General features: G+C 46.4%; 12 protein-coding genes. 4 read left to right on the top strand and 8 right to left on the bottom strand.

The genetic code is table 11. The features are described 5' to 3' along the window. Window positions 1-24: 24 nt before the first annotated feature. From rplW to fusA, 6 genes are all read right to left on the bottom strand, one after another. The gene (rplW, locus tag CPIN_RS08120; protein WP_012789289.1) at window positions 25-324 is read right to left on the bottom strand and encodes a 50S ribosomal protein L23; all 300 of its coding nucleotides are present in this window, start codon (window positions 322-324) and stop codon (window positions 25-27) included. Between the two features lie 56 nt (window positions 325-380). Next, window positions 381-1,019, bottom strand: a complete 639-nt coding sequence (rplD, locus tag CPIN_RS08115; RefSeq protein ID WP_012789288.1) for a 50S ribosomal protein L4 — start codon at window positions 1,017-1,019, stop codon at window positions 381-383. 1 nt (window position 1,020) lies between these two features. Next, window positions 1,021-1,638, bottom strand: coding sequence for a 50S ribosomal protein L3 (gene rplC / locus CPIN_RS08110; RefSeq protein WP_012789287.1), 618 nt, complete (start codon window positions 1,636-1,638; stop codon window positions 1,021-1,023). A 213-nt stretch (window positions 1,639-1,851) separates the two neighbouring features. Next, complete coding sequence (rpsJ, locus tag CPIN_RS08105; protein WP_012789286.1) at window positions 1,852-2,157, bottom strand: 30S ribosomal protein S10; 306 nt, start codon at window positions 2,155-2,157, stop codon at window positions 1,852-1,854. A 2,509-nt stretch (window positions 2,158-4,666) separates the two neighbouring features. Next, on the bottom strand, window positions 4,667-5,266 hold the full coding sequence (locus CPIN_RS08100; protein ID WP_012789285.1) for a putative outer membrane beta-barrel protein: 600 nt from the start codon (window positions 5,264-5,266) through the stop codon (window positions 4,667-4,669). A gap of 454 nt (window positions 5,267-5,720) precedes the next feature. Then, window positions 5,721-7,868, bottom strand: a complete 2,148-nt coding sequence (fusA, locus tag CPIN_RS08095; RefSeq protein WP_012789284.1) for an elongation factor G — start codon at window positions 7,866-7,868, stop codon at window positions 5,721-5,723. A gap of 399 nt (window positions 7,869-8,267) precedes the next feature. Between fusA and CPIN_RS08090 the strand changes: the two genes are divergently transcribed. From CPIN_RS08090 to CPIN_RS08070, 4 genes are read left to right on the top strand one after another with little or no spacing between them, the layout of a single operon-like run. After that, a complete protein-coding gene (locus CPIN_RS08090) occupies window positions 8,268-8,768 on the top strand; it encodes a T9SS type A sorting domain-containing protein (protein WP_012789283.1) in 501 nt (166 codons plus the stop codon). 17 nt (window positions 8,769-8,785) lie between these two features. Then, a complete protein-coding gene (porV, locus tag CPIN_RS08085) occupies window positions 8,786-9,958 on the top strand; it encodes a type IX secretion system outer membrane channel protein PorV (protein WP_012789282.1) in 1,173 nt (390 codons plus the stop codon). 36 nt (window positions 9,959-9,994) lie between these two features. Further along, entirely contained in the window at window positions 9,995-10,489 is a 495-nt protein-coding gene (locus CPIN_RS08080; protein WP_012789281.1) for a hypothetical protein, read from the top strand. Window positions 10,490-10,514: 25 nt separating this feature from the next. Beyond that, the gene (locus CPIN_RS08070; RefSeq protein WP_012789280.1) at window positions 10,515-13,820 is read left to right on the top strand and encodes a collagen-like triple helix repeat-containing protein; all 3,306 of its coding nucleotides are present in this window, start codon (window positions 10,515-10,517) and stop codon (window positions 13,818-13,820) included. Window positions 13,821-14,483: 663 nt separating this feature from the next. On the opposite strand, the gene rpsG is transcribed toward CPIN_RS08070, so the two are convergent. Both rpsG and rpsL read right to left on the bottom strand, forming a co-directional pair. Next, window positions 14,484-14,951, bottom strand: coding sequence for a 30S ribosomal protein S7 (gene rpsG, locus CPIN_RS08065; protein ID WP_012789279.1), 468 nt, complete (start codon window positions 14,949-14,951; stop codon window positions 14,484-14,486). Window positions 14,952-14,984: 33 nt separating this feature from the next. Next, window positions 14,985-15,365 carry a 30S ribosomal protein S12 gene (gene rpsL, locus CPIN_RS08060; RefSeq protein ID WP_012789278.1) on the bottom strand — a complete coding sequence of 127 codons (381 nt, stop codon included), beginning with the start codon at window positions 15,363-15,365 and terminating at the stop codon, window positions 14,985-14,987. Window positions 15,366-15,474: the final 109 nt, after the last annotated feature.

The following is a 15,474-nucleotide window of genomic DNA, read 5'->3' as shown; positions in this document are numbered from 1 at the left end:
TCCTGTTTTTAGCAGGAATGAGCACTATATGTTAGCATACAGATCTATAGTTTCTCCTTGAGCCAGTGTAACTACAGCTTTCTTGTAAGAAGGCTTTTTACCGGCGATGAAGCCTGCTTTGGTAAAGCGCTGTTTAGCCTTACCTGGCATTACGGCAGTATTCACTTCAGCTACGGATACACCGTAGAATTCTTCCACTGCTTTTTTGATCTCCAGTTTGTTGGATTTCTTGTCTACGATGAAGTAGTAGCGGTTGAATTTATCAGTGGCTTTGTTCACTTTTTCACTAACCACCGGTTTGATTAAAACGTCTGAAAGTCTCATCTTTTATAGCTTTGAGTTGCGGCTAACCGCAAGCTTGTGTTTGGTAATATTGACAATTAAGCTTCTACTGGCTCTTCAGTGAAGATCTTAGCTGCACTCTCTGTGAACACCAGAACATTGCTGTTCATGATTTCGTAAGTGTTGATATCGCTCAACATCACGCTATCCACAGTAGGAATGTTTCTCAGAGACAGGTAAACATTATCGTTATACTCTGGCAGTACGAATAAAGTCTTACGGCCTGATACGTTTACTTTCAGATTGTTCAGGATACCTGCAAACGCTTTGGTTTTTGGTGTATCCAGTGTCAGATCTTCAACAACGATGATGCTGTTCTCTTTAGCTTTAGTAGACAGAGCGGAGATCTTTGCGAGATCTTTCACTTTTCTGTTCAGCTTGATGTCATATTTATGTGGCTTAGGACCGAAGATGGTACCACCACCTTTATACAGTGGGTTACGGATGTTACCTTTACGGGAACCACCAGTACCTTTTTGTTTGTGCAGCTTGCGGGAAGCACCTTTCACTTCAGCTCTGGTCTTAACCTTGTGAGTACCCTGACGCTGAGCGGCCAGATACTGTTTTACTGCCAGGTAAATAACGTGGTTATTAGGCTCCACACCGAAAATCTCCTCAGGAAGCTCAATAGTCCTGCCGGTTTTCTTACCTTCTTTATTTAAAATATCAACTTGCATGTTACTTCTGGATTAAAACGATTGAACCATTGTGGCCGGGAACGGAACCACTTACCAGGATATAATTCTTTTCAGCGAATATCTTCACGATCTTCAGACCTTTCACTTTCACTTGTTCGTTACCAGTCTGACCTGCCATGCGCATACCCTTGAAAACGCGGGAAGGATAAGAGGAACCACCCACAGAACCAGGAGCTCTGCTTCTGTCGTGCTGACCGTGTGTAGCTTCACCCACACCGGAGAATCCATGGCGTTTAACAACACCCTGGAAACCTTTACCTTTAGAGGTACCGACTACATCGATAGTTTCGCCTTCTGCAAATATTTCGGTGGTAATGGTCTCACCAAGAGCTTTTTGTACATCCGGGTTGCGGAACTCTTTTACAAATCTTTTAGGGGAGGTGCTTGCTTTCGCGAAGTGATTAAGTTCAGCTTTGGGAGTGTTCTTTTCTTTCTTCTCACCAAATGAAACTTGAATAGCGTTGTACCCATCAGTTTCTACTGTCTTTACCTGAGTTACAACGCAAGGACCGGCTTCGATAATAGTAACAGCAGTCTGTCTACCATTTTGGTCGAAGATGCTGGTCATGCCGATCTTTTTACCAATAATACCTTTCATTACTATATATATTTTGCCCAGCGCCTGGGGGTGGATCTAGCTATCCCCAGGATGAGCGGTTTAAATGCTTTATTGGGTGGCCACCCAGAAGGCGTGACCGATATTTCTTAAAGTGTTGTTTTCCAATCCAATCCGGGTGATTCAGTACCCAGATCAGATAACAACCAGTATTAAATCAAATCAGGCAGACCTTTCGTCTACCTGGCTGATGTCCTACGCTTTAATTTCTACTTCAACGCCGGAAGGTAAATCGAGCTTGCTCAGCGCGTCTACTGTTCTGGAAGAAGAAGTGTAGATATCCAGCAGACGTTTGTGCGTGCACAACTGGAACTGCTCACGTGCCTTCTTATTAACGTGCGGTGAACGCAGCACCGTAAAAATTTTCTTTTCTGTTGGTAAAGGAATTGGACCTGTTACCACGGCACCCGTGTTACGCACGGTTTTAACGATCTTCTCAGCAGATTTATCTACCAGATTGTGATCGTAGGACTTCAGCTTGATTCTAATTCTCTGAGACATATGCAATGAACTTCTTCTTGTTTTTACCCTTACAAATTGGGAGGGCAAAGGTAACCCGTTTTTTTTACTTCACAAATAATTTTGTGGAAAAATAATTGGATCGTGCACGCCAGGACTGAGAAACCTGCCTTATGCACAAAAGAAGTGATGTGGTGAGGATCAGCAAAATACTGTTTTTCAATAAAATACCAAAAAAACATTGTCCACGTAGCTAATATAGCTGTGGTAAAGGGTTTACATCGCATTCACATAGCAAACGGAGGAAAAGGTGACTGCTTTTATAATACAGGCTGACCTAATATGTGAGAAAAATGATCTTTTAAGGCTTATAAAAGACATTTTTACGGGTCATAGAACAATGGTCCCCATCTGAATATCAGTATCCATTATAAGTGGTTTAAGCAGATATAGCCCTCGTGTCTAATAATTCCCGGCTGCGGGTAGTTCACCTGATCCTGACCCAGATTCAGGGTACCCGCATTACCAGTGGATCCGATCCCTGCAGAGAACAAGGTTATTCCTCCCACTGACGATCCCTATACTCTCCAAGTTGTCTAAAAAGCGAAATCAGGTATTATATCGCCCTCCTCTATCAATCCGGCAACCCGCAAACCAAATTAGCTTCTTTCATGGAGTAAGTCAGCCTAAACCATACGTCTCAAATTGTCCAGGGAAGCTAAGAAGAGCATTTGTATACATCCTTACCCCTTACCCAAAAAAACACACCAGACGCCTGAACCACCCTACAATGAAACAGGCCTCCGGGGAACCGGTGGCCTGTCCTGTCTGGGAATGCAATAAGCAATATTTCTCAACCTGTCAAAACTCAGATGGGTAAATTCCCCAATAATGAATTCAGCAAGTTCAGAACTAAAGCCAATAACTGGTTCAATAAATCCATAGTTTGTTGAGGTTTTTCATAAGGTTAAGCCTACTCTGTTGCTTGGTTTTCGGCAATCCCAAATGCGACCCACTATATAGGAGCATGGGTGTAATTTACCAGCAAGCAGGGAATTAGCAAACGGTCATTTCGTTCATTATCAACGCATTTGGAGAGAAAAACGCAATGAACAAAAATGAACAGATGATTTCAAAATGAACGGTTGAGTTGCAGTAAAATGAACAAAACCAGGTTTTCTGCCTGTCTGACCACAACTGCTCACTCCTGTTATGTAGTATACCGGATCAGCTGGATTTTCCATGTGTATTCAATGACCAATGGTTTGGTTATTGAAGCGACTGAACACCTGAGCTTGTAAAGACAAATGAACCAATGCAGCCCAAGCTGATGATTGAAGCATTAAAGGACTAAAAAGTAAAGGATGGTCTTACAGCGGCATAGCTCAGCATGACTTCAGCAACATCCCAATAGGATCCAATACCTAAAGCAGGCAGTATATTTTCCAAAAAGCATAGATATACGCCAGCAGAATTATTATATAAAGCGGAAATGTAAGATTACCCTTAGCTACCTGCTGCAGGATCTCCCGATTTAGCCTAACGCCATAAAATTGACGGATGATCCAGGGGAAGATAAATTACCGTTAACGGCCTGCCGAGGATCTCCTGATGTAGCCTGACACAATAAATAGCAGGATAAGCCGGTGCAATATAATTACCCTTAGCGGCCTGTTGTAGGATCTCCTGATCTAAGCTGACACAATAAATATCCAGGAACAATATCCAGGAACCTGGCTTAAACTTCCCCGACGTCAGCCAGGCAGTAAAAGAAACAGATCTGTAGCTAATTACAGATCCATCAGACAACGCCACTACCACATCGAGGCGCCGTCACCATCACGCCTATTAAAAAAAGCGAAGAGCCTCCGACTCAAAGAGGCTCTTCAATAATTTGGATTAGTTTAACCTCGTGGCAGGTAAACTAGTCCCGGGAACTTGGGGGAATTAATAATTACAGACCTCCCAGAAGAGAATTCAGCAACGCAATCAGGGTTGCCAGTAATTGATTCAACAAATCCATTACTTTAAGTTTTGGTGGTTAGTACCTACTCTTTTCTTGGTTTTCGGTAATCCCAAAGGAGATGATCATCTGGTCCTGTCGTAAAATTAGGCTCCTCTTACAAAATTGCCATATTCACTTTCGTTCACTTTCAACTACTTAGGTCATTTTGTTCAAATCGAAGTCGGCCATAAAATGAACAACAGCCTACACACCTGGCAACAGAATGAATAAAAAAAGCCCCGGCTTACGCCAGGGCCCAACAATTTCAATGTTTGTGGAATTACAAACTTCTTAATACAGTTCTCAGAAATCCAATGACTGCAGCGAGGATGGAGGATGTCATAACAATTACTTTTAATAAGGGTGTCACGCCTACTCTTTTATTGGTTTTCGGCAAATCCCAGTTCACAGTGAATACACTTCCCTGCTAACAGGATAAAGATAAATTCGCTTCACCATTAAAAGTTGTTCATTCCTATTCATTATCAATCAGTTCATTCAGTGTGTTCAAATGAGACTGGTGACAAACTCCCTGCAACCTTTTCCTTATTTACCCATCTCCTCACGCATGATCGCACGCGCCTTCGCAGTAGGCAGGAAAATCTGGAAACCCAGTCCGAAATTTAACTGATGTGATGTAGTGGAATTACCTCCCCCAATAATCACATCATACTTCACCAACGCATCTAATGCAACATTCGGCGTAATGAAATAAGATAAACCCGGACCAACACCTAACTGTACACCATTGGTCGATGCACCGCTCGCCGGATTACTTCCGCCAAAACCCGCATTCGCCTCACCAAAGAAACGTACGCGTTTTGAAAACTCCATCTTACGGATGTTCTTGTCCTGGAAATAATAACGCGCCAGCGCTCCTACACCATAATCTACGTTCGTACCATTTCCTCCCGTCGTCTGTACACCCAGGTTAACATATGCACCCAGCGCAAGATCATCCTTAATGAAATACGCCAGCTTAGGGTTTACGGTGACATGGAAAATCGTACTCTCCTTCTGGAAATTAAATCCGAAATCAGTGATGTCGGAACCTACCATCAGGTTTCCTTTTTGGGTCTGGGCAGAAGCAGTACTGCCGATGAATAAAGCCATCAGCGCAAGGGTTAAGAGACGAATTGTTTTCATGTTCTGAAGTTTAATTGAATAAATACTTGCCATCAAAAATTATAAAAGACCCTCTACAGGGGGAGCTTACGGAAACATTACACTATGACTTCTAATGGGTTAAAGGGGACAACTCACGAAACCCAAATTTGGTGCCATTCACTTGCCATACAGACAAAACTTATTGACAATGAATAAAATATCACTATAAAATGCGTAAATAACGATCGCGACGAAGTAATTCTGTATATGATCCTACACAAATTTGTAACTGAAAGACAAACAATTGATAAGACAAGGTGTTCACTGGGGTATAAACAATTTCATATCGGGGCTTTCTGCGGAATTATATCTGCATATACTTAAACTAGTGGTGATAACCGATCTCAACTCAGGGAATCATTACCCCTGGAAAATAAAAAAGGGACGCCTTAACGGCATCCCTCTTTCTATAACGCTGATAAATGAATCTGAATTAGTCAGCGTTCACTTTACCTTTTGTTTTTGCAATTTCCTCTTCAGCGATGCTGTTTGGAGCTGCTGAGTAATGAGAGAACTCCATGATGGAAGTCGCACGACCTGATGACATGGAACGCAGCTGAGTTACGTAGCCGAACATTTCTTTCAGTGGAACTTTAGCTTTGATTACCTGTACACCATTTCTCATTTCCATACCTTCCAGCATACCACGACGACGGTTCAGGTCACCTGTTACGTCACCCATGTACTGGTCAGGAGTCTGTACTTCAACCTTCATGATTGGCTCCAGCAGAACTGGTTTCGCCTTACGGCCAGCCTCACGGAAAGCTGCTCTTGCACAAAGCTCGAATGATACTGCATCGGAATCCACCTGGTGGAAGGAACCGTCGAACAGACGAACTTTCAGGTTATCCAGCGGGAAGCCTGCCAGAACACCCTGGTTCATTGCAGATTCGAAACCTTTCTGTACCGGAGGAACGAATTCTTTTGGAATGGAACCACCGAAGATATCGTTGATGAACTGGAACGTTTTACCGTCGTTCTCTTTCAGCCATTCCGGATCAGCAGGTCCGATCTCGATCTGGATGTCAGCGAATTTACCACGACCACCCGTCTGTTTCTTGTACACTTCACGGTGTGTAACAACGCCAGTCAGTGCTTCTTTGAACGCAACCTGAGGCGCACCCTGGTTAACTTCTACCTTGAATTCGCGACGCATACGGTCAACGATGATTTCCAGGTGAAGCTCACCCATACCGCTCAATACAGTCTGGCCGGTTTCTTCGTCAGTTTTTGCTTTCAGGGTAGGATCTTCCTCTACCAGTTTCGCGATCGCCAGACCCATTTTATCCATGTCCGCCTGAGTTTTTGGCTCGATAGCGATGTGGATTACAGGCTCAGGGAATGTCATAGATTCCAGAACGATCGGATGATCTTCGTTACACAGGGTATCACCTGTTTTGATATCTTTAAAACCTACAGCAGCACCGATATCACCAGCTTCGATGAAATCGATCGGGTTCTGCTTGTTGGCGTGCATCTGCATGATACGGCTGATACGCTCGTTCTTACCAGTACGGGTGTTCAGTACATAAGAACCTGCATCCAGGTGACCGGAATAAGCCCGGAAGAACGCCAGACGACCTACGAAAGGATCGGTCATGATCTTGAACGCCAGTGCAGAGAATGGTTCTTTTGCATCTGGTTTACGCTCGATCTCAGCGCCAGTGTCAGGATTAGTACCTTTTACTGCTTCGATATCCAGTGGAGAAGGCAGGTAACGGCAAACCGCATCCAGCATCTTCTGAACACCTTTGTTCTTGAAGGAAGAACCACACAGCATCGGGATGATAGCGATATCGATAGTAGCCTTACGGATAGCTTCGTGGATCTCAGCTTCAGAGATTGAATTTGGATCTTCGAAGAATTTCTCCATCAGGGTGTCGTCGTACTCAGCAACTGCCTCTACCAGTTTACCTCTCCATTCTTCTGCTTCATCTTTCATGTCAGCAGGAATTTCGATTTCCTGGTAAGTAGCACCTTTACCTTCTTCGTCCCAGATGATACCTTTCATGGTGATCAGGTCAACCACACCTTTGAAAGTATCTTCAGCACCGATAGGGAGCATCAACGGAACAGGGTTAGCACCCAGCATTTCCTTCACCTGTTTTACCACGTTCAGGAAGTCAGCACCCGCACGGTCCATTTTGTTAACGAAACCGATACGAGGTACACGGTAACGGTTAGCCTGGCGCCAAACGGTTTCAGACTGTGGTTCTACACCAGATACAGCGCAGAACAGTGCTACCAGACCATCCAGTACACGCAGGGAACGCTCTACCTCAACGGTAAAGTCCACGTGACCCGGAGTGTCGATGATGTTGAATTTGTATTCTTTAGTGTCTGGCTGAAGCTTTCCCTGTGTAGTCGGGAATTTCCAGAAACATGTAGTAGCAGCAGATGTGATGGTAATACCTCTCTCCTGCTCCTGTGCCATCCAGTCCATGGTGGCAGCACCTTCGTGCACTTCCCCTATTTTGTGGGATTTACCTGTGTAGTACAGGATACGCTCTGTGGTAGTGGTTTTACCGGCATCAATGTGCGCCGCAATACCAAAGTTTCTTTGAAATTTTAAGTCTGCCATAATATTAAAATGACTGTATTACTAATGCAATTTGGGGGGCAAAGGTAAATGATTTTTACCAATAAATAAAATGGGTTGATTTACCAAATCATTATTTAAGAATTCCTTTACAGAAAGGGCTTTACCCCACAATTAACGGCGCAAAGGTAATCCAATTTTACCACCTTACCAGCGATCTGTTATTACACTGAAAACCAATTGTCCATTCTGCCCGACCGGTTTTGAGAAGAATACCGCCAGCCAGGAACTTGCTATTGCATTTTTTTCCCCTTTAAAACATATTTGTATATAATCTTGTTAATATGTCCTGACCCCCATACCATTGATTTACTTGTAGCTGTACTGTCATATGTGAATGCTTTTATATTGTCATTTATTCACCCCCAAACATATCTTTAAATGAAGATTATCCACAAACAGCTCCTACTGTTGTGTCTTGCTGCCGGTGGCGTTCCCACCGCGAGGGCGCAGCTGCTCAACAGACAGGTCAATGCCAGTACCGGAGGTGGCGGCCCCGCAGGGCCTTATATCTTCCAGTACACCGTCGGCGAAATTACCGTCAGCTCCCTGCAAAAATCAGCCATATTGCTGACCCAGGGCTTCCACCAGGCAGAAGAGCTACCCCCAAACCCAGCAGGTGCAGAAGTAGTTGTCAACCTTATTCTTTACCCAAACCCGGTTTCCACCACGCTTAAGCTCCAGTTCGACATGCTGTCCAACAACCCGGTTGTCTTTTTCATTGTTAACAGCAGCGGACAGGTCGTTCACCAGGAAAGCAGGTCTTATGGCGCCGGTAAAGTGCTGATCACACTGCCGGTTAACAGGTTTGCCGCCGGTATTTATACCGTAGTGCTCAAAGCAGGCGGTCACATGTATGAAGAGAAACTGGTGATCCAATAACCTCCAAAACCAAGATCATGAAGAAAAATTTTACACTTTGGCTCTGTGCTGCCGGTTTGCTCGCCCATAGCGGATCGATGGCCCAGGTGAAAGGTATCAAGACCATTAATACCGGCGCCGCATTCCTCCTCGTCAACCCCGATGCACGCAGCAGCGGTACCGGTGACGCCGCTACCGGTCTTGAACCCAATGCAAACGCCTTGTTCGCAAATGCCGCCAAAATCGTCTTTGCCGACGACTGGGGTGTCAGTGCCTCCTACTCTCCCTGGATGTGGGATCTCAACAACAGCGATCAGCGGACCAACATGGGCTATGTTTCCGCTTTTAAAAATTTTAAGGATAATACAGAAGCGATCGGCGTATCCATGCGGTACTTTACAAATGGTACCATCATTTTCAGAGATGATAACGGTACCGAACTGCAACGGTATAAACCCAGGGAATACGCGATAGATGCAACGTATGCGCGTAAACTCGGTGCGCATTACGCCCTCGCCATCAGCCTCCGTTATATCAGGAGCGACCTCGGACAGGGCAGCTTCAATGGATTACAACAAAATCCTGCCAGCGCTGTAGCGGGCGACATTGCCCTCTATTCCCAGAATTATGGCAAAAGTGATCCGGCCGGCAACCGTTACTCCTGGGGTATTGCCTTCACTAACATAGGATCCAAACTGAATTATACGGATGACAGTGACCGTAGAGCCTTCCTTCCCGCAAATCTGCGTATAGGCGGCGGATACACATTCGTCAATACAGTAGAACACCAGTTCACCCTGCTGGCAGATATCAATAAACTGCTGATCCCCACGCCCCCTAAATATGCCGTGGATGCCAATGGACAACCTACCGGAGAAATCATCGAAGGTAAAGATCCTGGCCGCAGCATGACAGAAGCCCTCTTTACCTCCTTCTGGGACGCTCCGGGCGGCTTCCAGGAAGAAGTCAGGGAATTTACGGTTGCCGGCGGACTGGAATACACTTACCAGCACCAGCTGTTTATCCGTACAGGCTACTTTTATGAACATCCCCAGAAAGGATACCGGCAGCACTTTTCAGCCGGCATAGGCACCTGCATCAAAGGCGTATCTCTTGACATGGCCTATATCATGCCTACGGCAAATAGTCTGTATCAGCGCAAGACGCTGAAATTTACCATCGCCTATCACCTAGGCGGCGGCGCTAAATAACAATCCCATTCATCAATCACACATTAACTCCTGCATATGAAACCGTACGCTTTACTGATTGCGTTATTCTTTTCCGGGCTGAGCGTAAGCATGGCTCAGGAACATACCAGAGACAAGCTATTCCCGCACTTTAAAGAGGACATTGCCAAAATGAAGGAACGGGAAAACAAGGTAAAAGTGACTCCTCCTCCCCAGAATACCCATTCTACCAAAGAACAGCTATTCACAGACTACCGTCCTCAAAACTCCAAAACCCGCAGCAGCAGGGCTTTGAATACCAAAAAAACAAGCGGCAAAAATGCTTCTGATGTAAGTGCCACAGATGCCGCAAAAGAGATAAGATCCAAACAGGTGAAACTACCGGCTCCCGTCGAAGTCCCTGCACAGGGCAATGCACAGGAAAATCTGAATGCACCTGCGCGCAGTAACACCGGCATCATGACACCGGCTCCCGGCAGTACTGCAAAACCCGCAACCAAAGCTCCCACTACAGCGCCTGCGAATAAATCATTCCAACGCGCCAAACAATAACCCCTAAGTATACAAACACATTACCATGAAGAAATTATATCTACTGATCATATTAATGGCTGCTGTCTGTGCGGGCGCCTATGCCCAGAACGGACTGGCGGGTACCAATTACCAGGCGGTAGTCCGCAATACCAATGGTACGGTTGTCGCCAATAAAGACATCTCTGTTCGTATCTCCGTTCTTGGCGGTTCTGCTGCCGGTCCGGTGCAATATGAAGAAACACATGAAGTGAAAACCAGCACACTGGGACTCTTCAATCTGCAGATCGGTAAGGGTAACCCTACAACCGGCACCTTTGCAGGTGTGCCCTGGGCTAATGCTAACCAATATCTGAAAGTGGAGGTAAATACCGGCAGTGGCTTTGTTACCCTCGGTACCACTGAACTGCTGAGTGTTCCCTATGCATTATATGCTGCGAATGGTACTCCCGGCCCGGCTGGCCCCACAGGACCTCAGGGTCCGGCTGGCCCAACTGGTGCAAAAGGTGATGCCGGCGCAACCGGACCAGCTGGTGCCAAAGGAGATACTGGTCCGGCTGGAGCAGCTGGCCCTCAGGGAGCACCAGGTGTAGCAGGTCCGGTAGGACCTGTAGGACCGGCAGGCGCTAAAGGAGATGCAGGAGCAGCTGGCCCCCAGGGAGCGCCAGGTGTAGCAGGTCCAGTTGGTCCTGTAGGACCGGCGGGTGCTAAAGGAGATGCAGGAGTCGCTGGTCCTCAAGGTCCAGTTGGCGCAATTGGTCCGGTAGGACCCGCAGGTGCAGCAGGTCCACAAGGTAATCCAGGCCCGGTAGGCCCCATCGGACCAATAGGTCCGGTAGGTCCGGCAGGTGCAACAGGACCACAGGGCGATCCGGGTGTAGCAGGACCAGCGGGACCAGTAGGACCGATAGGACCAGCAGGCGCCACAGGCCCACAAGGTGATGCAGGTGTAGCCGGACCAATAGGACCGGTAGGACCGGCGGGTGCAGCTGGCGTAGCAGGCCCTGCAGGTCCACAAGGTCCTGTAGGACCAGTGGGACCGGCAGGGCCGGCGGGTGAGATCAATGGTGCAGCAGCAGGCGGTGATCTGAGTGGTACCTATCCGAATCCGAATGTAGTACGGTTACAGAATATCCCCGTATCAGCAACAGCTCCTCTGGCCGGACAGATCCTCCGGTATGATGGTACCAACTGGCTGCCAAGTGTTGCCGGTGGCGGATTCACGCTCCCATATGTCACTGTGGAAAACAATGCTTCTACCCTGTTCTCACTGACAAACGATGGAGATGGTACTTCTATAGAAGGGGTAAATAACACCACCACTTCCAGTATTGCAGCTATACGTGGTATTGTAAACAGTACTGCTCCAGGTGGATTTTCCAGTGCAGTAAGAGGTATTAACAATGGTACCGGCGGACTGGGTATCGGCGTATGGGGTTCTCAGGCCGGATCTGGCTGGGGCGTATATGGTGTTACTCCCAATGGTCTTGGTGTATATGGTAACTCTTCCGCCAATGGTTACGGCGTATTTGCCAACAGTAACAGCGGTATTGGTCTGAATGCCACTTCTGTAAATGGCATCGCAGCCAGTATTAACATTAATAATAACGCCAATAATAACAATGCACTGAACGTCACTTCTGTTGGTAATGGTACTGTTGTCAATGTCAGCACAACCGGTAATGGAACAGGTGTATTAAGTAGTGCAGGTGCAGGTTTTGGCGTACATGGCATTACCTCCGAACAAACATCTGCCGGTATTGTCGGTGATAATAACGGAGCCGGGGAAGCGATCGTAGGTCGTACAACATCCGATATTGCAGGTGCCGTAGTCGGCCGTAATGATGGCGGAGGATATGGAGTAAGAGGTTTTGTTGCTACCAGCACTGCCAACACTGGTATCGGTGTATATGGCCAGGTAGGTATTAATAACAGTACCGGTATGGCGGGTAAATTTGAAAACTTCAACCAGGACAATACAGAAGCAAATATCCTGGACGTAGTGAGTAACAGTAACGGTAATATTCCTGACAATACCCTGGGTAATGCCTCTTCCTTCCTGCTTGACAACAACAACAGCGTAGGTGCTGCGGTGAGAGCAGAAGTAAATACCATTTTTGGCAACTTTGGTGCAGCAGGTGTATTCGGTATTTCTTCCGGTACTGGTGGTCGTGCGGGTCTGTTCTATGCCTCCAATCCGGCTGGTAATGGCGCTTCGCTGATCGCGCTGACGGATGGTAACGGTAATGCGATCACTGCGAATGCAGGCAAAGATGGCAATGGTGTTGAAACCAATATCGATGGAGCAGGTACTGCCCTATATGCATGGGTGCCTACTTTCAGTGAAGGCCGTGCGGGAAGGTTCGAAATCTTTAACGAGGATAATGAAAATCCGGTGATCACAGTGAAAACTGTCGGCAATGGTACTGCGGGCAATTTCCTGGTTGACAGAGTAACCGGTACTTCTCCAGCGGTAAAAGGTGAAGTGAACTCTCAATTCGCCAACTTTGGAACAGCCGGTATATACGGCGTGTCGTCTGGTACAGGTGGCTATGCAGGGCTTTTTTATGCATCCAACGCGGCAGGTAATGGTCCGTCGGTACTGGCACTTACAGACGGTAATGGCAATGCTATCACTGCCAATGCCGGTGGCAACGGCGATGGTATAGAAGCCAGTTGCGACGGTGGTGGTAATGCTGTTTCCGGATTTGTCCCCAATTTTGGTAGTGGCAGAGCAGGAAGATTCGCAAATTTCAACAATTCGAACGGTCTGCCTGTTGTACATATCACGACCACTGGTACCGGCAGTACATTATTGGTCAACCATCAGGGGGCATCCGGTAACATCGCACAGTTCCAGAGTGCCAGCGGTAACGTTGCGCGTATCAACAAAGCAGGTCGCGGATTCTTTAACGGTGGCACACAAAACAGTGGTGCGGACGTTGCAGAAGCATTTGATGTAAAAGGTCATGTGAATCAGTATGCACCAGGTGATGTACTGGTGATCGCTGAGGACGCAGACAGAACAGTTGCATTGTCTTCCAAGCCATATTCTACCCTGGTAGCAGGTGTATACGCCACTAAACCGGGTGTATTATTAACAGAAGAAAATATTGACGATGAACTGGCAGATAAAGTGCCAATGGGTGTGATCGGTGTTATTCCGACTAAAGTATGTGGAGAAGGGGGCGCTATCCGCAGGGGCGATCTGCTGGTGACTTCCAGCAAAGCGGGTCACGCCATGAAAGCTGATCTGGATAAAGTAAAACCAGGTCAGGTGATTGGAAAAGCACTGGAAACTTTTGATGGCCAGGATACAGGGCTGATCAAAGTACTTGTAAACGTAAGATAAAACGCTTTAATACTAGCTAACCGTGTACGGCTGGACGACGTAAATGTTGTCCGGCCGTTTTTTTATGGGTAGCTGCTCCTTGCAAAATATATCTACCCCGCCAGCTTCGAAACAGTCATATTATCCGCAGGTTAAGAAGTATCAATCTATTTATTTTCAGCTACAACATCCCGATGCGTTATCATCGGCAACAACTTCCTTAGTCAAAAACAGCAAGACACAGCATTTCGTCACCTGTTTTACACGGGTGAGTCATAATGGTATATACCAAGCCATGAGAATAATCCGCCGGATAATAGTTATTACTATCTGACATAAAAAAACCTGTTCACCAGAATAGTGGCAAAAATCGGGAATACCGGTATAAACTAAGGGAAAACAATTGTGCACTGAAACATCTCTCAACAGACCTGACAACAGAGTGTCGAATGGTCTGGATACAACTAGCGAGGTCGGCAGGTAACGGGTTGAAGCGTGTACCAATTTATCGCTGTTCATCAACCGTCTAAACGGTCATGCTGCAGTGATGGCATGTGCTGCCGGCTTTCAGGGATAGACTGGCATCAGTCAATAACGGGCACAAAAAAAGAGAACAACCTCCGGTATAGCCCGGAGGTTGTTTCTCCTATATCTTTATAAACCATCTACCTTGCGGCAGTAGATTTAGATCCTGAAGTGGGAGAATGCCTTGTTCGCTTCAGCCATACGGTGAGTATCTTCTTTCTTTTTGAAAGCGCCACCTTCACCTTTGCTTGCCGCTACGATTTCGTTAGCCAGTTTCTCAGCCATGCTCTTACCATTTCTCTCACCAGCATAACGGATTAACCATTTGATGCACAGAGAAACCTTTCTGTCAGGACGAACCTCAGAAGGGATCTGGAAGGTAGCACCACCAATACGACGGCTTCTAACTTCTACAGCAGGAGTTACGTTTGCCAGAGCTTTCTTCCAAACCTCGTAACCATTATCATTGGTTATCTGGCTTACTCTGTCAATCGCATCATAAAATATCCTATAGGCAATGCTCTTTTTGCCCTGTTCCATCACGTTGTTAACAAACCGGGTAACCAGTTTGTCGTTAAAGCGCGGATCCGGAGCCAGAGGCATCTTCTTTGCGGCTTGCTTTCTCATTTATTTGGAAAATTTCAACTATTTGTAAAAATATTATTTCTTAGCCTTTTCCTTTTTGGTACCATACTTGGAACGGCTCTGCTTTCTATCTTTCACACCTGCTGTATCCAGAGAACCACGAACGATGTGGTAACGAACACCTGGCAGATCTTTCACCCTACCACCACGGATCAGCACGATAGAGTGCTCCTGAAGGTTGTGACCTTCACCTGGGATGTAAGCAATCACCTCTACTTTGTTTGTCAAACGCACCTTTGCAACCTTGCGCAGCGCAGAGTTTGGCTTTTTAGGAGTGGTTGTGTACACACGGGTACATACACCACGACGCTGAGGACAGCTATCTAAAGCCCTGGACTTGGATTTAGCCCGGATAATTTCTCTTCCTTTTCTTACTAATTGTTGTATAGTAGGCATTCTACCTAAGTTTTTTTTCTGTCGGTTTACAATGACATCCAAATCACCCAGAATGGGAATTTGGGAGGGCAAAGGTACATTTCTCCCTATTAATAACAAAATGTTTTGA

Origin of the sequence: Chitinophaga pinensis DSM 2588, assembly GCF_000024005.1 — a bacterium.
GTDB classification, from domain to species: Bacteria; Bacteroidota; Bacteroidia; order Chitinophagales; family Chitinophagaceae; genus Chitinophaga; species Chitinophaga pinensis.
Note: the sequence above shows the minus strand (reverse complement) of the source record. Positions and strands in the feature narration are given on the sequence as shown.